The following is a 19,631-nucleotide window of genomic DNA, read 5'->3' as shown; positions in this document are numbered from 1 at the left end:
CTCAGCGGCGCGAGCGGGGCGTAAGCACGCTCGGCAGCGCCTTCGGCAACGTGTGCGGCCAGTCGCGGCTGTAGTGCAGCCCGCGGCTTTCGCGGCGCGAATACGCGCTCTTCACGATCAGCGTCGCGACGTCGACGAGATTGCGCAGTTCGAGCAGGTCGCGCGTCACGCGGAAGTTCGCGTAGTACTCGTGGATCTCGTCGCGCAGCAGCGACAACCGGTGCTTCGCGCGCTCGAGACGCTTGTCGGTACGCACGATGCCGACGTAGTTCCACATCAGCCGGCGCAGTTCGTCCCAGTTGTGCGCCACGACGACTTCCTCGTCCGCATCCGACACGCGGCTTTCGTCCCATGCGGGCAGCGTGCCCGGCGTTTCGGCGTCGAAGCCGGCCGCCTCGATTGCCTCGGCCGCCGCGCGGCCGATCACGAGACATTCGAGCAGCGAATTGCTCGCAAGCCGGTTCGCACCGTGCAGCCCCGTGTACGACGTCTCGCCGACCGCATACAGGCCCGCGAGATCGGTGCGTCCCGCGAGGTCGGTGACGACGCCGCCGCACGTGTAGTGCGCGGCCGGCACGACCGGAATCGGCTGCTTCGCGATGTCGATGCCGAATTCGAGGCAGCGCGCGTGGATCGTCGGGAAGTGTTCGCGCAGGAAGGCTTCCGGCTGGTGGCTGATGTCGAGATACACGCAGTCGATCCCGCGCTTCTTGATCTCGAAGTCGATCGCGCGCGCGACGATGTCGCGCGGCGCGAGTTCCGCGCGCGGATCGTGCGCGGGCATGAAGCGCGTGCCGTCCGGCAGCTTCAGCAGGCCGCCTTCGCCGCGCACGGCCTCCGAAATCAGGAACGATTTCGCGTACGGATGGAACAGGCAGGTCGGGTGGAACTGGATGAATTCCATGTTCGACACGCGGCAGCCCGCGCGCCACGCCATCGCGATGCCGTCGCCGGTCGCGGTGTCGGGGTTCGTCGTGTACAGGTAGACCTTGCCGGCGCCGCCGGTCGCGAGCACCGTGTGCGGCGCCTCGATCGTGATCGTGCGATCGTTGTCGACGTCGAGCGCATACAGCCCGTGACAGCGGCGGCCGGGCAGCCCGAGCCGGTCCGACGTGATCAGGTCGATCGCATGGTGGTTTTCGAAGAACGTGATGTTCGGATGCTGGCGCGCGCGGTCGGACAGCGTCGCGAGCACCGCATGGCCGGTCGCGTCGGCCGCGTGGATGATTCGACGGTGACTGTGGCCGCCTTCGCGCGTCAGATGGAAACCGAGTTCGGCCGCATCGTCCTTCGTGAACGGCACGCCTTGCGAGATCAGCCACTCGATCGCTTCGCGGCCGTGCTCGACGATGTAGCGCGTCGCGCCTTCGTCGCACAGGCCGCCGCCGGCGACCAGCGTGTCGTCGACGTGGTTCTCGATGCTGTCCGCCGAATCGAGGACGGCCGCAATGCCGCCTTGCGCGTTATCGCTTGCTCCCTCCATCATCGAACGTTTCGCGATCAGCGCGACACGTCGCGTGCTGGCCAGGTTGAGTGCGACCGACAGCCCTGCCAGGCCGCTGCCGACGATCGCCACGTCGAATTTCATGCTGCATCTCCATCGTTACGCTTTAGCTCTTGTGCGTTCCGTCGACCGTGGCCGCGGAAAGGGGAGAGCATACCGCGTCGGGCCCGCGCGTGCGCGCAAAACCAAAAAGCCCCGCATGTGCGGGGCTTTTTGGTCGCCGTCAGGCTGGCAGAAACCGGAGATTACTTGATCTTGGTTTCTTTGTATTCCACATGCTTGCGGACGACGGGATCGAACTTCTTGATCGCCATCTTTTCCGGCATGTTGCGCTTGTTCTTCGTGGTCGTGTAGAAGTGACCCGTACCAGCGGTCGACTCGAGCTTGATCTTGTCGCGTGCGCCTTTTGCCATGATTGTGCTCCTTGGGCTTAGGCTTCGCCGCGTGCGCGCAGGTCAGCGAGCACGGAATCGATGCCGTTCTTGTCGATCAGGCGCAGGCCGGCGTTCGAGACGCGCAGGCGCACCCAGCGGTTTTCGCTCTCCACCCAGAACCGGCGGTTTTGCAGGTTCGGCAGGAAGCGGCGCTTCGTCTTGTTGTTTGCGTGGGAAACGTTGTTGCCGCTCATCGGCGCTTTCCCAGTTACTTGGCATACGCGTGCCATGAGAGCACTCCTAATACGCTAAATTCGGGGTTCGATCGCCGATGAAGGTTCCATCGTACCGCCACGTGATCCATGGCTGCACTCAGAACGCCGAAGCCTTTACAGACAAGGCCCTTCGATGGCTAGAACTGGTTGGAAAAAAGACAGACGACGATTCTAGCAGAAAAAGTTCAGAAAAATCAAACCTAATTTCGCTTCGTCGTTGCGGCCACCCCGGGGCGGGTCGCCGGGCCACAGTCTACAGCCAACCGGCGCGTGCGAACGAAAATGTATCGGCGGTGCCGACGACCACGTGATCGAGCAGCTTCGCGTCGACGAGCGTGAGCGCTTCGTGCAGCATGCGCGTCAGGCGGCGATCCTCCGCGCTCGGCTGCACCGCGCCGGACGGGTGATTGTGAGCGATGATCAGCGCGGCGGCATTCAGCATGAGCGCGCGCCGCACGATCTCGCGCGGATAGACAACCATTCGCGTCAGCGAGCCGCGGGCGCTCTCTTCCACGTCGATGAGACCGTGACGGGCGTCCAGGTACAGCGTGACGAACACCTCGTGCGGACGCGTGCCGATCCTGAGCCGCAGATAATCCTCGACCGCGCCTGGCGAGCCGATCTGCATTCGCTCGCGGGCTTTCTCGGCCAGTGCGCGCCGCACGATCTCCGTTACCGCGATCAGCACCGCCGAGCGCGCGGGGCCGATGCCGGGGTGCATGGCGAATGCGCCGGGCTCCGCGTCGAGCATGTCGCGCAGCGAATCGTCGAAACGTGCGAGCAGCGCGCGGGCGCTGGCGAACACGTCGTGGCCGCCGCCGCCCGTGCCGAGCAGCAGCGCGATCAGCTCCGCGTCGGTCAGCGCCGCCGGCCCGCGTTCCAGCAAGCGCTCGCGCGGCAGATGGGGTTTCCAGTTTCGCGGGCGGCGCTTGCCTGGCGGCCCGGCTGCGTCGATGAGGCGGGCCGGAGCGACGGGGGCATCGGCGGTGTCGCGACATTCGGTCGCCGGTGCGGCGGGACAGGGTGACAGCATGATCCAGACTCCATTGGCGGCGGGCGCGGGCGCGATGTCGTCGCACTTTCAGCCTTGCGCGCTCAGGTGACTTACAATATTGGCTTTGCGCCGGGCCTTTCGGCCAGTTCGGGCGCCGACGAACACGAGTCATTCATGAGCATCATCGATCTATCCGAAGTGAAGCCCGGTTCCCATGTCACGCTGCATTACCGGCTTGCATTGGCCGACGGCGCCGACATCGTCAACACCTTCTCCGACAAGCCCGCTACGCTGCTGCTCGGCGCGGGGCAACTGGCGCCCTCGCTGGAACAGATTCTGATCGGGCTCAGGGTGGGCGACCATTCGACTTATCAGCTAACGCCCGAGCAGGGGTTCGGTCCCCGCAATCCCGACATGCTCCAGCGCGTGACGCTGTCGACGCTGCGCGAGAACGGGATGGTCGGCGACGATTTCACGCCGGGCGACCTGATCGAGTTCAACGCGCCGGACGGCGGCCGCTATGCAGGGGTGCTGAAGGAAGTCAGCGAAACCTCGGCGCTGTTCGACTTCAATCATCCGCTCGCGGGCCAAGCGCTCACGTTCGAAGTGAAAATCATCGGAATCCTGTAATCATGAGCACCACCGATACGCTGTCCGGGCAGACCGTCGCCGCCGATGCCGAAATCCTGCTGGCCCAGCCGCGTGGCTTCTGCGCGGGCGTCGATCGCGCGATCGAGATCGTCGAGCGCGCGATCGCGATGCACGGTGCGCCGATCTACGTCCGTCACGAAATTGTCCACAACAAGTACGTGGTCGAGGATCTGAAGAAGAAAGGCGCGATCTTCGTCGAGGAACTCGAGGAAGTGCCGGCCGGCAACACCGTGATCTTCAGCGCGCACGGCGTGTCGAAGGCCGTGCGCGACGAGGCGGACGTGCGCGGGTTGCGCATTTACGACGCAACCTGCCCGCTCGTCACGAAGGTGCACGTCGAAGTGGCGAAGATGCGCCAGGACGGGGTCGACATCGTGATGATCGGCCACAAGGGCCATCCGGAAGTCGAGGGCACGATGGGGCAGGTCGAGCGCGGCATGCATCTCGTCGAAAGCGTCGAGGACGTGCAGAAGCTCGAGCTCGCCGATCCCGAGCGCATCGCGCTCGTCACGCAGACGACATTGTCCGTGGACGACGCCGCCGAGATCATCGGCGCGCTGAAGGCGAAGTATCCGAAGATTCGCGAACCGAAGAAGCAGGACATCTGCTACGCGACGCAGAACCGCCAGGATGCGGTGAAGTTCATGGCGCCGCAGTGCGACGTCGTGATCGTTGTCGGCAGCCCGAACAGCTCGAATTCGAGCCGCCTGCGTGAAGTGGCCGAGAAGCGCGGCGTGGCCGCGTACATGGTCGACGCACCCGATCAGATCGATCCGGCATGGGTCGCCGGCAAGCGCCGCATCGGCGTGACGGCCGGCGCATCGGCGCCGGAAGTGCTCGCCCAGGCCGTGATCGCGCGGCTGCGCGAGCTCGGCGTGCGCAACGTCCGCGCACTCGACGGCATCGAGGAAAACGTGTCGTTTCCGCTGCCGCGCGGGCTGAACCTGCCGCCTGCCGCCTGATTGCCGCATCGCACCCGCGATACCCCGAAGCGCGCCGTTTGGCGCGCTTTTTTTTGCGTTGCGAAAATGAGATCGCAACCATTATTCACACCAATGGTGCAACCCGGTTGCTATCGCTGCGCTTAACCGTCTCTCAAAAATGGTTGCAATGCAGGAAAACCCCATCGAATCAGGATTATTGGCGTCCTATAAATGGAGTTACAATGCGCCCGTTTTCAGGCCGGAATGGCTTTGAAATCGGGTTTTGGCAAGGCGCGGGAGACCTACTCGATGCATGTGAAGTTGGCTTACGCCATGTCCGTCGCCGCACCGGTTGCAATGCTTGCCGGCTGCAGCAAAAAGAGCGACGACGAGGCGGGCAGGGACGCTGCGGCACGCGCAGTGCCGGCTGCCAGCGACGTGCGCGCTGCCGGAACCGGTCGTGCGGTGCCGTCGGCGTGCCGCGTTGCGCAATCGGACAGTGACAAGGACAACGGGGCACGTTTGGCGATCGAGGAAATCAACGCGCAGGGCTCGAAGATCGGCATGCGTTCGGCACGGCCGGCAGCACGCGCCGGCGGCGCTGCCATCGACCGGGCGACGGGCATGCAGATTGTCCGACAACGAGCCGCGGACCGTGATGCGGCGACAGCAGGGCGCGTCGAACGACGGACGCCCGGGTTTCGGGGCAACGCAGGCGACGTGCAGATGTCACTGATCCCCTTTCATTTCGATTCGACGAAACAGCGTGTCGCCGCGACCCATCGCGTCGCGGCGGGCGGGCTGCTTCGTTTCACGGATTCCGACGCAGTCCTGACGAAAGTCGGGCGCCACCTTCGCGATGCCGGTTCGGGCGCCGCGCGGGCGGCGGCGGACGGCCCGCTTGCAGCGCAGGCGACGGCGTCCGGCATCGGAGTGCAAATCCTTGGCGACAACGGCATGTGCGCCGCCAAGGTGGTCGAGCCCGCGGGCGACGCGGCGCGGAACCTGATCTGCCCGGAAGCGGGGTTCGCCCCGGCCCGGACGGAAAAAGGCACGGCGTTCGGGCAACCGGACACCGTTGCGGCACGCTGCCCTACGACTTCAAGGAGGCCAAGTACACCGTCCTCGATGTCGTGACGATTTAGCGACGGGACTCATGATGGCACCGGAACAGTGCGGTGCCGTTTCTGTATCCGCTCCGGCGGCAGGTCCGGCCGTACAGGCCGGGCGGCGCGCGCCGGGACGATCCACCCTTACCGGTATCGACTAGTACCCGCAGTGTCGCCGAGAAGGCGCGATTCCTCGCTTACCCGCGGGGCGCAACGTCCTCCGGCAGCATGGGCCAAGGAGCTTTAAATGGATATTTTCATCCAGCAGATCCTCAACGGGCTGGTGCTCGGCAGTGTGTACGCCATCATCGCGTTGGGTTACACGATGGTGTACGGCATTCTCGGCATCATCAACTTCGCGCACGGCGACGTGCTGATGATCGGCGCGATGGTCGCCCTGTCGGCGATCACCGTGCTGCAGAACCATTTCCCCGGACTCGGCAACGTCGCGACGCTGACGATCGGCCTTGGCATCGCCGCCGTCGTCTGCGCGTGCGTGGGCTACACGATCGAGCGTGTCGCGTACCGGCCGCTGCGCCGTGCGCCGCGTCTCGCCCCGCTGATCACCGCGATCGGCGTGTCGATCCTGCTGCAGACGGCCGCGATGATCATCTGGTCGCGCAACCCGCTGCCGTTCCCGCAATTGCTGCCGACCGATCCGATCAACGTGATCAAGGCGACCGACACGACGCCCGGCGCCGTGATCTCGGTGACTGAAATCGTGATCATCGCGGTGGCGTTCATCGTGATGGCGGGCCTCCTGCTGCTCGTGCACAAGACCAAGCTCGGCCGCGCGATGCGTGCGATCGCCGAAAGCCCGAACACCGCGAGCCTGATGGGCGTGAACCCGAACTTCGTGATTTCGGCGACGTTCATGATCGGCTCCGCGCTCGCCGCGCTGGCCGGCGTGATGATCGCGTCCGAATACGGCAACGTGCACTTCTACATGGGCTTCATCCCCGGCATGAAGGCGTTCACCGCGGCGGTGCTCGGCGGGATCGGCAACCTCGGCGGCGCGATGGTCGGCGGCGTGGTGCTCGGCCTGATCGAGCAGCTCGGCGCGGGTTACATCGGCAACCTCACGGGCGGCGTATTCGGCAGTAACTACCAGGACGTGTTCGCATTCATCGTGCTGATCATCGTGCTGGTGTTCCGTCCGTCGGGCCTGCTGGGTGAACGTGTCGCGGACCGCGCGTAACGGAAGGGGAGCAAACAACATGACATCCATTCAACCGATCGAATCCTCGACGTCGCTCGTCGAAGAACGCAACACGACGAAGACCGTCGTCATCGGCATCCTGACCGCGGCCTTCGTGATCGCGGCGCCGATCATCATCGGCTCGGCAGGCGGCAATTACTGGGTCCGCGTGCTCGACTTCGCGATGCTGTACGTGATGCTCGCGCTGGGTCTGAACGTGGTGGTCGGCTTCGCCGGCCTGCTCGACCTGGGCTACATCGCGTTCTACGCGGTGGGCGCGTACACGGCGGCGCTGCTGAGCTCGCCGCACCTGAGCTCGCAGTTCGAGTGGATCGCGGCGCTCGCGCCGAACGGCCTGCACATCCCGTTCCTGATCATCGTGCCGATCGCGATGGCGCTGGCGGCGACCTTCGGGATCCTGCTCGGCGCGCCGACGCTGCGTCTGCGCGGCGACTACCTGGCGATCGTGACGCTCGGCTTCGGTGAAATCGTCCGGATCTTCATGAACAACCTCGACCGTCCGGTGAACATCACCAACGGCCCGAAGGGGATCACGGGCATCGATCCGGTGCACGTCGGCGGCTTCAACCTGTCGCAGACGCACTCGCTGTTCGGCTTCCAGCTGCCGTCGGTGTACATGTACTACTACCTGTTCGTGCTGTGCTCGCTGCTGGTGATCTGGACGTGTACGCGCCTGCAGCACTCGCGTATCGGCCGTGCCTGGGCGGCGATCCGCGAAGACGAAATCGCCGCGAAGGCGATGGGCATCAACACCCGTAACGTGAAGCTGCTCGCATTCGCGATGGGCGCGTCGTTCGGCGGCCTGTCGGGCGCGATGTTCGGTTCGTTCCAGGGCTTCGTGTCGCCGGAATCGTTCACGTTCTGGGAATCGATCGTCGTGCTTGCCTGCGTGGTGCTCGGCGGCATGGGCCACATCCCGGGCGTGATCCTGGGCGCGGTGCTGCTCGCGATCTTCCCGGAATTCCTGCGCTCGACGATGAGCCCGCTGCAGCATGCGATCTTCGGTCACGACATCGTCGACACCGAAGTGATCCGTCAGGCGCTGTATGGCCTCGCGATGGTGATCATCATGCTGTACCGCTCGGAAGGCCTGTGGCCGGCGCCGAAGCATGAGGACAAGATCGCGAAACTGGCGAAGCGCAACAGCAAGAAGCCGGTGCGCGCTTAACCAACGGACAAGGGGATATCACACATGAGCGACAAGCAAATCCGACTGTCCGTCAAAGGCGTGAACAAGCGCTTCGGCGGCTTGCAGGCACTGTCCGACGTCGGCCTCGAGATCAAGGAAGGCGAGATCTACGGCCTGATCGGCCCGAACGGCGCCGGCAAGACCACGTTCTTCAACGTGATCACGGGCCTGTACACGCCGGACTCCGGCGAGTTCAAGCTCGACGGCACGGAATACAAGCCGACCGCGGTGCACCAGGTCGCGAAGACGGGCATCGCGCGCACGTTCCAGAACATTCGCCTGTTCGGCGGGATGACCGCGCTCGAGAACGTGATGGTGGGCCGCCACGTGCGCACCAAGCACGGGCTGCTCGGCGCGGTGTTCCAGACGCCGGCCGAACGCCAGGAAGAGCGCGAGATCAAGGAACGCGCGATCGAGCTGCTCGAATACGTCGGCGTGCTGCAGTACGCGGACTACACGTCGCGCAACCTGTCGTACGGCCACCAGCGCCGGCTGGAAATCGCCCGCGCGCTGGCGACCGACCCGAAGCTGCTCGCGCTCGACGAGCCGGCGGCCGGGATGAACGCGACCGAGAAGGTCGAACTCACGCGCCTGCTCGACAAGATCCGCTCGGACGGCCGCACGATTCTGCTGATCGAGCACGACGTGAAGCTCGTGATGGGACTGTGCAACCGGATGACGGTGCTCGATTACGGCAAGGTGATCGCCGAGGGTCTGCCGCAGGACGTGCAGAAGAATCCGAAGGTGATTGAGGCATATCTCGGCGCAGGGGTGCACTGATGGCAGCGGCAATGTTGAAAATCAAGGGCTTGCAGGTCAACTACGGCGGCATCCAGGCCGTCAAGGGTGTTGACATGGAAGTCCGCCAGGGCGAACTCGTGACGCTGATCGGCGCGAACGGCGCGGGCAAGACCACGACGATGAAGGCGATCACGGGTCTCAAGCCGTATTCGGCAGGCGACATCGAGTACGACGGCAAGTCGATCAAGGGCGTGCCGTCGCACGAACTGCTCAAGCGCGGGCTCGCGATGGTGCCGGAAGGCCGCGGGATCTTCGCGCGGATGTCGATCATCGAGAACATGCAGATGGGCGCGTATCTGCGCAACGACAAGGAGCAGATCAAGAAGGACGTCGACCGGATGTTCGGCTTCTTCCCGCGTCTGAAGGAGCGTGCGACGCAGCTTGCGGGCACGCTGTCGGGCGGCGAGCAGCAGATGCTGGCGATGTCGCGCGCGATCCTGTCGAAGCCGAAGCTCCTGCTGCTCGACGAGCCGTCGATGGGCCTGTCGCCGATCATGGTCGAGAAGATCTTCGAAGTGGTGCGCGAGATCTCGAAGGAGGGCATCACGGTGCTGCTGGTTGAGCAGAATGCACGCCTCGCGCTGCAGGCGGCCGACCGCGGTTATGTGATGGATTCGGGCACGGTCACGATGGAAGGTGACGCGAAGCAGATGCTCGACGATCCTAAGGTGCGGGCCGCGTATCTGGGTGAATGAGCGAGGCCGGCGCGGCGCGGCGGCGGATGCCGGCGTGCCGCGCAAGGGCTTTCGAAAAGCTGTCACGGGATGCCGTGGCAGCTTTTTTTTCGTGCGGCGCACCCGGCGGCGAACTTGTGCGTGCGGAGGCGACTCCATTCATTCGGCGGTGACGCCGACCATGCGGCGCGGGACGCGGCAACCGGCCGTCCGCAAACCGACACGCGGGCTGCGTAGCATGGTCGATCCATCGGGACACGGAGAGCACGCATGAGTCTGGACTACGGTTTCGTGAAGGCGAAGGTGACGTCGGTGGCGCAACTGAAGGGCTCGCCGCACGGCAGCGAGATCCAGTATCACATCCACCTGACACTCGCACTGCCGACGGGCGACTGGGACGTCGCGATCAACGTCGGCACCAACGACGCGGACGACTTGCTGAACTACAAGCTCGTCTACGATTTCCATCATCCGGTCACGGCGACGCTCGCGGCCGCGGCCGAAGGCTACACCGATCTCACCGGGCAAACCGCGCTGCCGGCGCTCGACTATCTGCGCAGCGACATCCTGAACGAGACGGGCGCATGGCGCGCCAGCGCGGTGATGGACGGTACCGAGAACGCGGAGCCGATCCCGTCGCTGCTGCGGCTCGTCAACGCCGCGCAGTCGCAGGGGCTCGACGTCGTCGTGTTCGGCCGCACGTATTCGGAAGGCAACGGCATTCACGACACGCACATGAACCAGGGGTCGACGGGCTCGAACTACCTGCACCGCGCGGGCGACGACCACAACGATCACAACGACGTCTGGCAGGACGGCGCGCTGATCGTGCGCGTGAGCGAGTCGCAGTGGGCCGCGTATTTCGCGGCGTTCGAGCAGCAGGCCGTGCCGACCGACGCGCTCGGCAATCCGCTGCCGGACGCGGGGCCGATCACGCGCTGATGGGGGCTGCCGGCGTCAGGCGGCCGGCAACGTCTTGCCGAACGAAATGCGTTCCTCGACGCGATAGCCGAGCGCCGCATAGAAGCGGCACGCATCGTCGTTGCCGGGCAGCACCTGCAGATTGATCTTCAGGCAGCCGCGCGCGGCGAGCGCGCGTTCCGCATGCGCGATCAGCGCGCGGCCGATGCCGAGTCGCCGTGCATCGTTCGACACGCCGAACGAGTAGAGCCAGCCGCGATGTCCGTCGAAACCCGCCATCAGCGTGCCGACGACCCGCGCGCCGCTGGTCGCGACGAAGAACAGTTCCGGCTGCGTCGCGAGCTTCAGCTCGATCGATCGCAGCGGATCGCGGTGCGGCGGCGCGCCGGCTTCGTCGTACTGCGGGAACGCGTCGCGCCAGACCGCGAGCACGGCATCGGTGTCGGCGCGTTCGAACGGGCGGATAGCGACAGCATCGGCGGCGGCATCCATCGCGGCGGTCTCCTCAGAGCGTGTCGAGGATCGACCGCAGCATCGCCATCATCTGGTCGATTTCCTCGGTCGTGACGTTCAGCGCGGGCATGAAGCGCAGCAGGTTCGGGCGCGCCGCGTTCAGCAGCAGGCCGTCGGGCTGCATGTCGCGGGCCTTCTCGACGATCTGCGGGCCGATGTCCTTGCCGAGCAGCAGCGCGCGCAGCAGGCCTTCGCCGCGTTCGCCTTCGAAACCGCGCTCCTCCGACAGCTCGAGCAGCTTGCGCTTCAGGTATTCGCCGCGCGCGCGCACGCCTTCGAGGAAGCCGGGCGCGACGAGTTGCGAGATCACCGAATGGCCGACCGCCGTCATCAGCGGGTTGCCGTTGTACGTGCCGCCCTGGTCGCCGGCCTCGAACACCGCGACGTCGGCCTTCGACAGCAGCGCGCCGAGCGGTGCGCCGCCGCCGATGCCCTTCGCGAGCGTCATGATGTCCGGCTCGATGCCGGACAGCTCGTACGCGAACAGCGTGCCCGCGCGGCCGCAGCCGCTTTGCACTTCGTCGACGATCAGCAGCAGGTCGTGCTGCTTCGTCAGCGCGCGCAGCGCCTGCATGAATTCACGCGTCGCCGGAATCACGCCGCCTTCGCCCTGGATCGGCTCGAGCATCACCGCGACGGTCTTGTCGGTGATCAGCTTCTCGACCGAGTTGATGTCGTTCAGCTCGGCCTTCGGGAAGCCCGGCACTTGCGGTGCGTAGATCGTGTCCCAGCCCGGCTTGCCGCTGGCCGACATCGTCGCGAGCGTGCGGCCGTGGAAGCTGTGGTCGAACGTGATGATCTCGTACGCGCCGTTCTTGAACTTGCGGCCCCATTTGCGCGCGAGCTTGATCGCGCCTTCGTTCGCTTCCGCGCCGCTGTTCGTGAAGAACACCTTGTCGAACACGCTGTGCTGCGTCAGCAGCCCCGCGAGCTTCGCCATCGGTTCGTTGTAGAACGCGGGCGACGGGTTCAGCAGCTTCTCGGCCTGCGTCTTCAGCGCTTCGACGATGCCGTCGTTGCAGTGGCCGAGACTGTTGACGGCCCAGCCCTGAATGAAGTCCAGATAGCGCTTGCCGGTGTGATCGTAGAGCCACGAACCCTTGCCGTGCGTAAACACGATGTCGGGGCGGTTCGTGATGTACATCAGCGAGTCGATCGGGTAATCGTTCAGGGACATGACAGCAGACTCCAGCGGACGTTGAAAGGGAAACGGGCAATAAAAAAGCCACGGAAGGCCGTGGCTGGTAGGTCGAACAGCTTGTGCGTAACCGGTGAAGCGGAGGGAGGGTTACGCGCGAGTCCGTGACGAGCCGGCGGCATCCGGGCGGAGCGGCGAGCGGCGACGTCGGAGAGCGGACAGGAAGCGGTTCATGTGCGCAAGCATAAGGCATCCCGCGCCCCACTGTAAACCGCCGCGATGCCACGGATGTGACACGGCGGCGCGCAGCGGGGACGCGGGCGCGCCCGGTGCTCAGACCGGGTGCGCGAGATCGGCGGCGCTCGTGAACGAGTCCGCGTAGAACTCGTCGGCCGGCAGCGCGTGGTGCTGCGTGAAGTCGCGCTGCGCGGATTCGACCATCACCGGCGCGCCGCACGCGTACACCTGGTGGCCCGACAGATCGGGCAGGTCCTCGATTACCGCGCGGTGGACGAAGCCGGTGCGGCCCGTCCACTGGTCGGCGTCGTCCGGCTCGGACAGCACCGGCACGTACTTGAAGTTCGGGATCTCGCGCGCCCATTGCTCGGCGAGCTCGCCGAGGTAGATGTCCTTCTTGCGGCGTGCGCCCCAATAGAGCGTCATCGGGCGCGTGATGCCGGAATGCCTGACGTGCTCGATGATCGCCTTGATCGGCGCGAACCCGGTGCCCGATGCGAGCAGCACGATCGGCTTGTCGGAATCCTCGCGCAGGAAGAACGTGCCGAGCGGGCCTTCGAAGCGCAGGATGTCGCGCTCCTTCATCGCGCCGAACACATGGTCGGTGAACTTGCCGCCCGGCATGTGGCGGATGTGCAGCTCGATCGGGCCTTCCTCGTGCGGCGCATTCGCCATCGAGTAGCTGCGGCGCGAGCCGTCCTTCAGGATGAACTCGACGTACTGGCCCGCGAGGTATTGCAGGCGCTCGTTGGCGGGCAACTGCAGCTTCACGACCATCACGTCGTCGGCGCGGCGCTCGAGCGCGGCGATCCGGCACGGCAGCTTCTTCACCTGCACGCCGTCGACGCCGGCGATTTCACGCACGTCGATCTCGAGGTCGCATTGCGCCTTCGAACAGCAGAGCAGCGCGAGGCCGCGCGTGCGTTCGTCGTTGGACAGTGCCGACGCGGCGTGCGGGCCCTGTTCGATCTGGCCCGACACGATCTGGCCCTTGCAGGAGCCGCACGCGCCGTTCTTGCATCCGTACGGCAGATGGACGTTCTGGCGCAGCGCCGCCGCCAGCACGGTTTCGTCCGACTCGACCTGGAACTGCCGGCCGCTTTGCTTGAGAGTAACGTTGAATGCCATAGAACCAAATAGAACAAAATGTGGGGACCGTGCATGTCGGCACGGCAGCTACAATGCAAACCCGTTGCGCGCCGCGCAACGGTGGCTACTGAATTCGCAACCATCATGATCGCGACTCGAATCCTGCGCCGGCCGCGCGCACTGATCGTCGGCTGCGGCGACGTCGGCCTGCGTTGCGTCGCGCAATGGCGCGCCGCGCGCCGCAACCTGCGCATCGTCGCGCTGACGAGCCATCCGGGCCGCTGCGACGAATTGCGCGCGGCAGGCGCGACGCCGATCGTCGGCGACCTCGATCGCCGCGCGACGCTCGGACGTATCGCGGGGCTCGCCCGCACGATCCTGCATCTCGCGCCGCCGCAATCCGACGGCCGCGACGATCGCCGCACCCGCGCGCTGATCGCCGCATTGTCCGTGCCTGCACGGCGGCCATCCGCACCGCCGGTATCGTCGGTCGGCCGGCTCCGCACGCTGCGTGCCGCGACCCGGCAGGCCGGCGTGCCGGCGCGGGCAGCGCGTATTGTACCCGACGCCCTTCGCGCGCCGACGCTCGTCTACGCCAGCACGACGGGCGTATACGGCGATTGCGGCGGGGCGCGAATCGACGAGACGCAGCCGCTGCGCCCCGCGAATCCGCGCGCGTTCCGGCGCGTGTCGGCCGAGCGTCAGTTGCGCGCGGCGACGGTGCGCGGCGTGCTGTCCGCGCGCATCGTGCGCATTCCCGGCATCTACGCGGCGAACCGGCTGCCGCTCGCGCGGCTCGAGCGCGGCACGCCGGCGCTCGACGCGGCCGACGACGTCTACACGAACCATATCCACGCGGACGATCTCGCGGCGATCCTGCGGCGGGCGGCCGTGCGCGGCAAGCCGGCGCGCGCCGTGCACGCGTCGGACGACAGCGAACTGCGGATGGGGGAGTATTTCGACCGGGTCGCGCAGGTGTTCGGCCTGCCGCTGCCGCCGCGGATCAGTCGCGCGGACGCCGAGCATCGGCTCGAACCGACGCTTCTGTCGTTCATGCGCGAGTCGCGGCGCCTGTCGAATGCGCGGCTCAAGGCCGAATTGTGCGTGACGTTGCGCTATCCGACCGTAGACGAATTCCTTCAAACGCTCGCGCCGCGCGGCGCGTCAGGTGAGCGCCGGTAACGCCTCGATCAGCAGGAAGCACAGCAGCGCGCCGATCAGCGCGCCGATCAGGTTCGGATGATATTTGTGCTTCATGTGCATCGCGGCCAGCAGCCCGCCGATCGCGATGGCGCCCACGACCGCGAAGGCGATCGTCACGTACGACAGTTCGAAAGAATGGTTGATGTTCATGATGTCTCCCCTGCATTGCTGCTCGTACAGCTTGTGATTTCAGTATAGCGGGGGATCGTGCGGCCGCGACGCGGCCGGGCACCGAACGATCGTGCGGATTTTCCCTTACAGGGTTTTGACGGAATTGCGCAGGGCTGAAAGGTCGTCTTCCCCGAGCCAGCGCCATGCGCCCGGCGCCAGGTCGTCCGGCAACGTGAAACCGCCGATGCTTTCGCGGTGCAGCGCCTCGACGCGGTTGCTGGCCGCGGCGACCATGCGTTTCACCTGATGATATTTGCCTTCAAGGACGGTCAGCGCGAGCGCGTGCGTGTCGCGCGCGTCGGCGGCGACCGCCGCGATCGGCTTCGGCTCGTCGTGGAGCTGCACGCCGGCGCGCAGCGCGTCCAGTTGGGCATCGTCGAGCGGGTGGCGCACGGTCGCGACGTAGGTCTTCGGCACCTTGCGCTTCGGAGACGTGTACGCATGCACGAACTGGCCGTCGTCGGACAGCAGCAGCAGGCCGGTCGTGTCCTGGTCGAGGCGGCCGACGCACTGCACGCCGCGTGCGACGAGCGGCGCGGGCAGCAGGCTGAACACGCTCGCGTGGTGTTGCGGGTCGCGCGAACATTCGTAGCCGGCCGGCTTGTTGAGCGCGAGATATGCGCGGGCGTGGAACGGCCAGGCGATGTCGTCGACCGTGAACACGAGGCCGTCGGTGTCGAACGACGCGTCGGGGTCGGTCGCGCTCGCGCCCGCGACGGTGACGCGGCCCGTTTCGATCAGGCCGCGGCACTGGCGGCGCGAGCCGAAGCCCTGCGTGTAGAGAATGCTTTCGAGATCCATAGCGCGCGCATTCTATCAAGCGGCGCGCCGGCGCCGGCACGAACTCGCCCGCGCTGGTAAGCTGCGGAGCGCTGGGCGCGACGCGGGGCACGTTCCTTCTTCATGGAAAGTGGACATCGCACGCAAGGTACGTATGGCTCCAGCGTGAAGCAGTGCCACCGCGGCGGCGGGTCCGTGCCAGGGCTGTTGCCGTCTTCACCCGACACGGAGTTTGCCGCATGAATCCGACGACGCTCGATGCACTCGCCGATTTTCCCCGCCAGCTCGAAGCCCATTTCGCCGCCGTGCCGGACGGCTATGCACGCTGGACCCCGGACGACTGGAACGGCATCCCGAGCGAGCACTTCTCGCCGCTCGGGCAACTCTGCCACGTGCGCGACTTCGAGATCGACGGCTACCACGTGCGGTTGAGGCGGATGCTCGATGAGGATCATCCGCTGCTCGTGTCGGTCGACGGCGACGCGCTCGCGATCGAGCGCCGCTACGACGCCGCGAACGCGTCCGACGTGCTCGCGGCGATCCGCGACGCGCGGCGCGAGACGCTCGACGTCGTGTCGCGCCTGACGCCCGGGCAGCTTGCACGCACCGGCGAATTCGACGGCTATGGCGTGCTGACCGTGCGCGGCCTCGTTCATTATCTGTGCAGCCACGACCAGCAGCATCTGGCCGGGATGCAGTGGCTGCTCGGCAAGATCGACGCGGCGCTTTACGCACGCTGATTCACGCGTGCGAGGAGGCCGTGCGACGTGTCGCGCCAAGGCCAAGCAGATTTCGCCGCCCGCGTCGGTGGGGTAGCCCACCGTTCCGGATGCCTGATTGGATCGCTTTTCTGGATAATTCATCCAGCCATGCCCGGCTGACCGGCGCGTCGCGCGTGCCTACACTCCTAGCTTCACCCAACGCAAAAAGGAGTCAACCGTGGCTACTCACACGCTCGCAGACAAGGTCGTCCTGATCGCAGGCGGCGCCAAGAATCTCGGCGGCCTGATCGCCTGGGATCTGGCCGGCCACGGCGCGAAGGCGGTGGCGATTCACTACAACAGCGCGGCATCGCAGGCGCAGGCCGAAGAAACGGCCGCCGCCGTGCGCGCGGCCGGCGCGCAAGCCGCGACGTTCCAGGCCGATCTGACGACGGCCGCCGCGGTCGAGAAGCTGTTCGGCGACGCGAAGCAGCGCTTCGGCAAGATCGACATCGCGATCAACACCGTCGGCAAGGTGCTGAAGAAGCCGTTCACCGAAATCTCCGAGGCCGAATACGACGAGATGTTCGCGGTGAACAGCAAGTCCGCGTTCTTCTTCATCAAGGAAGCGGGGCGGCACCTCGAGGATCACGGCAAGCTCGTCACGCTCGTGACGTCGCTGCTCGGTGCGTTCACGCCGTTTTATGCGGCCTATGAAGGATCGAAGGCGCCCGTCGAGCACTTCACGCGCGCGGCGTCGAAGGAATACGGCGCGCGCGGCATCTCGGTGACGGCGGTCGGGCCGGGCCCGATGGACACGCCATTCTTCTATCCGGCCGAAGGCGCCGACGCGGTCGCGTATCACAAGACGGCGGCCGCGCTGTCGCCGTTCAGCAAGACGGGCCTCACCGACATCGAGGACGTCGTGCCGTTCATCCGCCATCTCGTGACCGACGGCTGGTGGATCACCGGTCAGACGATCCTGATCAACGGCGGCTATACGACCAAGTAACGGGCCGTGCCGGCGGTCGTCGCGTGCGCGCGGGCGACCCGCAATGGACCGTTTGCATGGACAATGGACGGGCGCGCGGGCACAAGACCGCGCGCCCGTTTCTTCTGTGCCGCCGGGATCGGCCGCGACGCGCGGCGCTTGCCGGTGACGGTCGTCCGAACCCACGTTTTCCGCCCGCCGATGGACAAGCTGGACCAGGTCAGGATCTTCCTTCAGGTTGCCGAGATGGGCAGCTTCATCAAGGCCGCGCATGCGCTCGACGTGCCGCGCGCGACGGTGTCGGCCGCCGTCCAGCAACTCGAGACCGCGCTCGGCACGCGCCTGTTGCACCGTACGACGCGGCAGGTGCAGCTGACGGCCGACGGCGCGCTGCTGCTGGAGCGTGGCCGGCGCCTGCTCGCGGAAGCCGACGAGCTCGACCGGCTGTTCCGGCGCCGCGATCGCGACGTGATCGGGCGGCTGAACGTCGATGCGCCGAGCCGGATCGCGCGCCGCGTGATCGCGCCCGCGCTGCCGTCGCTGTTTCGCCGCTACCCGAAGCTGCAACTGTCGCTCGGCTCGACGGACCGCTCGATCGATCTCGTGCAGGAGGGCGTCGACTGCGCGATCCGGGTCGGGCGGCTCGCGGACAGCAGCCTCGTGGTACGGCCCCTCGGCCAGTTCGCGCTGATCAACTGCGCGAGCCCCGACTACCTGCGCGAATGCGGCGTGCCCGAGCACCCCGATGCGCTCGCGCACGGGCACTGGGCGATCGGCTATGCGTCGCCGACGACCGGCCGCGAGCTCGGCTGGGAATACTGCGCGGACGGCGAGCACCGCACACTGGCGCTGCCGAGCCGCGTGATCGTCAACAACGCCGAGACCTATATCGCGAGCTGCATCGCCGGGATGGGGCTGATCCAGATTCCGCGCTTCGACGTCGTGCATCTGCTCGACAGCGGGGCGCTGGTCGAGGTGATGCCCGGCCATCGGGCCGCGCCGATGGACGTATCGGCCGTCTATCCGCATCGCCGGCATCGGTCGAGGCGGCTCAATGCGTTCGTCGAATGGTTCGCGGAGTTGATGGCGGATGCGCTGAACGACACGGGCGCGGCAGCGACCGGCGACTGAAAAAGGGCGCCGCGCCCGCCCGCGCCGGCCGCGACCAAGGGGGCGGCGGCCTGCGACTTGTATCGCGGCCGGCGCGCGCATTCAGTCGGCGTGTGCCGAGAACTGCCGCGTGCGCCCGGTGGCCCGCACCGCGTCGATCAGCGCGGCGCCGGCACCGCCGGGCTTCGAGGCGAACGCGTAAAAGCGTGCGGCCGGCAACGTCGGCAGGCCATCGCGCGGCCCGCATGCGCGCAGGCCGTCGCGCAATTGGCTGCGCGCGAGCGCCGTGACCGCGAAGCCGGCGAGCGCGGCCGACACGCAGCCGGCCATGCTCGCGCTTTCGAACTGCACGCGAAAGCGCCTCAGTGCGGCCGCGAGCGCGGATACCGCAGCTTCCCGGTACACGCATGGCTCCGGAAACAGCGCGAGCGGCACGTCGCTTTCGGCCTCGAGCGGCGTATCCGACGCGAACGCCCATACCAGCGGCTCTTCCCACAGCAGTTCGCCCGGCGCGTCGACCTGCCGGCATTGCTTGCCGAACACGACGTCGAGCCGGCCCAGCGTCTGCTCGCGCAGCAGCGCCGCGGTGATGCCGACCTTCAGTTCGATCGACGTGCGCGGATGGCTGTCGCGGAACGTGCGCAACACCTGCGGCAGCCACGTTCCCGCGAAGTCTTCCGACGCGCCCACGCGCAGCCGGCCATACGCCGACGCGCCGCGCAGCCGGGCGCGCACTTCGCGCTCCATGTCGACGATGTTGCGCGCGTACGCGTACAGCGTATCGCCGGCCGGCGTGAGCGCGATGCGGCGCGTGGTGCGCGCGAGCAGCACCGTGCCGGCCGCCTGCTCGAGCCGCTTGATGTGGCCGCTGACCGCGGACGGCGTCAGTGCCAGGCGTTCCGCGGCCGGGGCGAAGCCGCGGCTGTCGACGACTTCGAGGAAGGTGCGCAACAGCGCGATGTCGAGCGCGGTCGACGCGGGATCGGTCAGCGGTTCCATGGGTAATTCAACGCAATATTCGAAGAATGAATGATGATACGCCGCGAATCGTGATGAAAGGCGGG

21 protein-coding genes and 1 pseudogene are annotated in these 19,631 nt (G+C 66.5%); 12 read left to right on the top strand and 10 right to left on the bottom strand.

The features are described 5' to 3' along the window. Window position 1 precedes the first annotated feature (1 nt). The 4 genes from nadB to radC all read right to left on the bottom strand — a co-directional run bounded on the left by nadB (window position 2) and on the right by radC (window position 3,186). Complete coding sequence (gene nadB, locus HWX25_RS08085; protein WP_059692220.1) at window positions 2-1,588, bottom strand: L-aspartate oxidase; 1,587 nt, start codon at window positions 1,586-1,588, stop codon at window positions 2-4. A 161-nt stretch (window positions 1,589-1,749) separates the two neighbouring features. Continuing rightward, complete coding sequence (gene rpmG / locus HWX25_RS08080; RefSeq protein WP_006478046.1) at window positions 1,750-1,917, bottom strand: 50S ribosomal protein L33; 168 nt, start codon at window positions 1,915-1,917, stop codon at window positions 1,750-1,752. 17 nt (window positions 1,918-1,934) lie between these two features. Further along, entirely contained in the window at window positions 1,935-2,168 is a 234-nt protein-coding gene (gene rpmB / locus HWX25_RS08075) for a 50S ribosomal protein L28 (RefSeq protein WP_004186391.1), read from the bottom strand. Between the two features lie 238 nt (window positions 2,169-2,406). Then, entirely contained in the window at window positions 2,407-3,186 is a 780-nt protein-coding gene (gene radC / locus HWX25_RS08070; protein ID WP_175908055.1) for a DNA repair protein RadC, read from the bottom strand. 135 nt (window positions 3,187-3,321) lie between these two features. Here radC and HWX25_RS08065 point away from each other — a divergent pair, with 135 nt between their 5' ends. From HWX25_RS08065 to HWX25_RS08030, 8 genes and pseudogenes are all read left to right on the top strand, one after another. Beyond that, window positions 3,322-3,777, top strand: a complete 456-nt coding sequence (locus tag HWX25_RS08065; RefSeq protein WP_059468284.1) for a peptidylprolyl isomerase — start codon at window positions 3,322-3,324, stop codon at window positions 3,775-3,777. Window positions 3,778-3,779: 2 nt separating this feature from the next. Next, a complete protein-coding gene (gene ispH / locus HWX25_RS08060; RefSeq protein ID WP_006488968.1) occupies window positions 3,780-4,760 on the top strand; it encodes a 4-hydroxy-3-methylbut-2-enyl diphosphate reductase in 981 nt (326 codons plus the stop codon). Window positions 4,761-5,030: 270 nt separating this feature from the next. Then, window positions 5,031-5,866: pseudogene (locus HWX25_RS08055) on the top strand (branched-chain amino acid ABC transporter). Between the two features lie 211 nt (window positions 5,867-6,077). Continuing rightward, on the top strand, window positions 6,078-7,028 hold the full coding sequence (locus HWX25_RS08050) for a branched-chain amino acid ABC transporter permease (RefSeq protein ID WP_059468282.1): 951 nt from the start codon (window positions 6,078-6,080) through the stop codon (window positions 7,026-7,028). 19 nt (window positions 7,029-7,047) lie between these two features. Next, a complete protein-coding gene (locus HWX25_RS08045) occupies window positions 7,048-8,217 on the top strand; it encodes an ABC transporter ATP-binding protein (protein WP_175908053.1) in 1,170 nt (389 codons plus the stop codon). A 24-nt stretch (window positions 8,218-8,241) separates the two neighbouring features. Continuing rightward, window positions 8,242-9,018 (top strand): ABC transporter ATP-binding protein, encoded by a 777-nt coding sequence (locus HWX25_RS08040; protein ID WP_011352945.1) that lies wholly within the window; start codon window positions 8,242-8,244, stop codon window positions 9,016-9,018. Next, window positions 9,018-9,734: an ABC transporter ATP-binding protein gene (locus tag HWX25_RS08035; RefSeq protein WP_027785191.1), complete on the top strand. Its 717-nt coding sequence runs from the start codon at window positions 9,018-9,020 to the stop codon at window positions 9,732-9,734. The genes HWX25_RS08040 and HWX25_RS08035 overlap by 1 nt, the downstream gene beginning before the upstream one ends. Before the next feature lie 249 nt (window positions 9,735-9,983). Further along, entirely contained in the window at window positions 9,984-10,655 is a 672-nt protein-coding gene (locus HWX25_RS08030) for a DUF2278 family protein (RefSeq protein WP_175908051.1), read from the top strand. Window positions 10,656-10,670: 15 nt separating this feature from the next. On the opposite strand, the gene HWX25_RS08025 is transcribed toward HWX25_RS08030, so the two are convergent. From HWX25_RS08025 to HWX25_RS08015, 3 genes are all read right to left on the bottom strand, one after another. Then, window positions 10,671-11,126, bottom strand: a complete 456-nt coding sequence (locus HWX25_RS08025) for a GNAT family acetyltransferase (protein WP_021160763.1) — start codon at window positions 11,124-11,126, stop codon at window positions 10,671-10,673. Window positions 11,127-11,139: 13 nt separating this feature from the next. Further along, window positions 11,140-12,324, bottom strand: coding sequence for an acetylornithine transaminase (locus HWX25_RS08020; protein ID WP_059527689.1), 1,185 nt, complete (start codon window positions 12,322-12,324; stop codon window positions 11,140-11,142). A 294-nt stretch (window positions 12,325-12,618) separates the two neighbouring features. After that, window positions 12,619-13,650, bottom strand: a complete 1,032-nt coding sequence (locus HWX25_RS08015; RefSeq protein ID WP_059527685.1) for a CDP-6-deoxy-delta-3,4-glucoseen reductase — start codon at window positions 13,648-13,650, stop codon at window positions 12,619-12,621. Window positions 13,651-13,755: 105 nt separating this feature from the next. On the opposite strand from HWX25_RS08015, the gene HWX25_RS08010 reads away from it, so the two are divergent. Further along, a complete protein-coding gene (locus HWX25_RS08010) occupies window positions 13,756-14,793 on the top strand; it encodes an NAD-dependent epimerase/dehydratase family protein (protein WP_175908049.1) in 1,038 nt (345 codons plus the stop codon). Here the strand turns inward: HWX25_RS08010 and HWX25_RS08005 are convergent. Then, a complete protein-coding gene (locus HWX25_RS08005) occupies window positions 14,776-14,964 on the bottom strand; it encodes a hypothetical protein (RefSeq protein ID WP_175908047.1) in 189 nt (62 codons plus the stop codon). The two genes, HWX25_RS08010 and HWX25_RS08005, sit on opposite strands and share 18 nt — an antisense overlap. 105 nt (window positions 14,965-15,069) lie before the next feature. After that, window positions 15,070-15,786, bottom strand: a complete 717-nt coding sequence (locus HWX25_RS08000; protein ID WP_175908045.1) for a 16S rRNA pseudouridine(516) synthase — start codon at window positions 15,784-15,786, stop codon at window positions 15,070-15,072. Window positions 15,787-16,004: 218 nt separating this feature from the next. Here HWX25_RS08000 and HWX25_RS07995 point away from each other — a divergent pair, with 218 nt between their 5' ends. From HWX25_RS07995 to HWX25_RS07985, 3 genes are all read left to right on the top strand, one after another. Continuing rightward, the gene (locus tag HWX25_RS07995) at window positions 16,005-16,505 is read left to right on the top strand and encodes a DinB family protein (RefSeq protein ID WP_175908043.1); all 501 of its coding nucleotides are present in this window, start codon (window positions 16,005-16,007) and stop codon (window positions 16,503-16,505) included. Window positions 16,506-16,704: 199 nt separating this feature from the next. Further along, window positions 16,705-17,478: an SDR family oxidoreductase gene (locus tag HWX25_RS07990; protein WP_175908041.1), complete on the top strand. Its 774-nt coding sequence runs from the start codon at window positions 16,705-16,707 to the stop codon at window positions 17,476-17,478. Between the two features lie 180 nt (window positions 17,479-17,658). Then, window positions 17,659-18,588 carry a LysR family transcriptional regulator gene (locus tag HWX25_RS07985; protein WP_175908039.1) on the top strand — a complete coding sequence of 310 codons (930 nt, stop codon included), beginning with the start codon at window positions 17,659-17,661 and terminating at the stop codon, window positions 18,586-18,588. 81 nt (window positions 18,589-18,669) lie between these two features. Here the strand turns inward: HWX25_RS07985 and HWX25_RS07980 are convergent, their stop codons facing one another. Then, complete coding sequence (locus HWX25_RS07980) at window positions 18,670-19,566, bottom strand: LysR family transcriptional regulator (RefSeq protein ID WP_175908037.1); 897 nt, start codon at window positions 19,564-19,566, stop codon at window positions 18,670-18,672. Window positions 19,567-19,631 lie beyond the last annotated feature (65 nt).

Origin of the sequence: Burkholderia sp. BCC1640, from assembly GCF_902833125.1 — a bacterium.
GTDB lineage: Bacteria > Pseudomonadota > Gammaproteobacteria > Burkholderiales > Burkholderiaceae > Burkholderia > Burkholderia diffusa.
This window is presented reverse-complemented; position numbering and strand designations above follow the sequence as displayed.

Excerpts from the sequence above, each read along its gene's own strand:
- HWX25_RS08025 (WP_021160763.1), bottom strand. The coding sequence starts at position 11,126 with ATGGATGCCGCCGCCGATGCTGTCGCTATCCGCCCGTTCGAACGCGCC.
- radC (WP_175908055.1), bottom strand. The coding sequence starts at position 3,186 with ATGCTGTCACCCTGTCCCGCCGCACCGGCGACCGAATGTCGCGACACC.
- HWX25_RS08015 (WP_059527685.1), bottom strand. The coding sequence starts at position 13,650 with ATGGCATTCAACGTTACTCTCAAGCAAAGCGGCCGGCAGTTCCAGGTC.
- rpmB (WP_004186391.1), bottom strand. The coding sequence starts at position 2,168 with ATGGCACGCGTATGCCAAGTAACTGGGAAAGCGCCGATGAGCGGCAAC.
- HWX25_RS08030 (WP_175908051.1), top strand. The coding sequence starts at position 9,984 with ATGAGTCTGGACTACGGTTTCGTGAAGGCGAAGGTGACGTCGGTGGCG.
- rpmG (WP_006478046.1), bottom strand. The coding sequence starts at position 1,917 with ATGGCAAAAGGCGCACGCGACAAGATCAAGCTCGAGTCGACCGCTGGT.
- HWX25_RS07995 (WP_175908043.1), top strand. The coding sequence starts at position 16,005 with ATGAATCCGACGACGCTCGATGCACTCGCCGATTTTCCCCGCCAGCTC.
- HWX25_RS08010 (WP_175908049.1), top strand. The coding sequence starts at position 13,756 with ATGATCGCGACTCGAATCCTGCGCCGGCCGCGCGCACTGATCGTCGGC.
- HWX25_RS08000 (WP_175908045.1), bottom strand. The coding sequence starts at position 15,786 with ATGGATCTCGAAAGCATTCTCTACACGCAGGGCTTCGGCTCGCGCCGC.
- nadB (WP_059692220.1), bottom strand. The coding sequence starts at position 1,588 with ATGAAATTCGACGTGGCGATCGTCGGCAGCGGCCTGGCAGGGCTGTCG.
- ispH (WP_006488968.1), top strand. The coding sequence starts at position 3,780 with ATGAGCACCACCGATACGCTGTCCGGGCAGACCGTCGCCGCCGATGCC.
- HWX25_RS08040 (WP_011352945.1), top strand. The coding sequence starts at position 8,242 with ATGAGCGACAAGCAAATCCGACTGTCCGTCAAAGGCGTGAACAAGCGC.
- HWX25_RS08005 (WP_175908047.1), bottom strand. The coding sequence starts at position 14,964 with ATGAACATCAACCATTCTTTCGAACTGTCGTACGTGACGATCGCCTTC.
- HWX25_RS08050 (WP_059468282.1), top strand. The coding sequence starts at position 6,078 with ATGGATATTTTCATCCAGCAGATCCTCAACGGGCTGGTGCTCGGCAGT.
- HWX25_RS08065 (WP_059468284.1), top strand. The coding sequence starts at position 3,322 with ATGAGCATCATCGATCTATCCGAAGTGAAGCCCGGTTCCCATGTCACG.
- HWX25_RS07985 (WP_175908039.1), top strand. The coding sequence starts at position 17,659 with ATGGACAAGCTGGACCAGGTCAGGATCTTCCTTCAGGTTGCCGAGATG.
- HWX25_RS08020 (WP_059527689.1), bottom strand. The coding sequence starts at position 12,324 with ATGTCCCTGAACGATTACCCGATCGACTCGCTGATGTACATCACGAAC.
- HWX25_RS08035 (WP_027785191.1), top strand. The coding sequence starts at position 9,018 with ATGGCAGCGGCAATGTTGAAAATCAAGGGCTTGCAGGTCAACTACGGC.
- HWX25_RS08045 (WP_175908053.1), top strand. The coding sequence starts at position 7,048 with ATGACATCCATTCAACCGATCGAATCCTCGACGTCGCTCGTCGAAGAA.
- HWX25_RS07980 (WP_175908037.1), bottom strand. The coding sequence starts at position 19,566 with ATGGAACCGCTGACCGATCCCGCGTCGACCGCGCTCGACATCGCGCTG.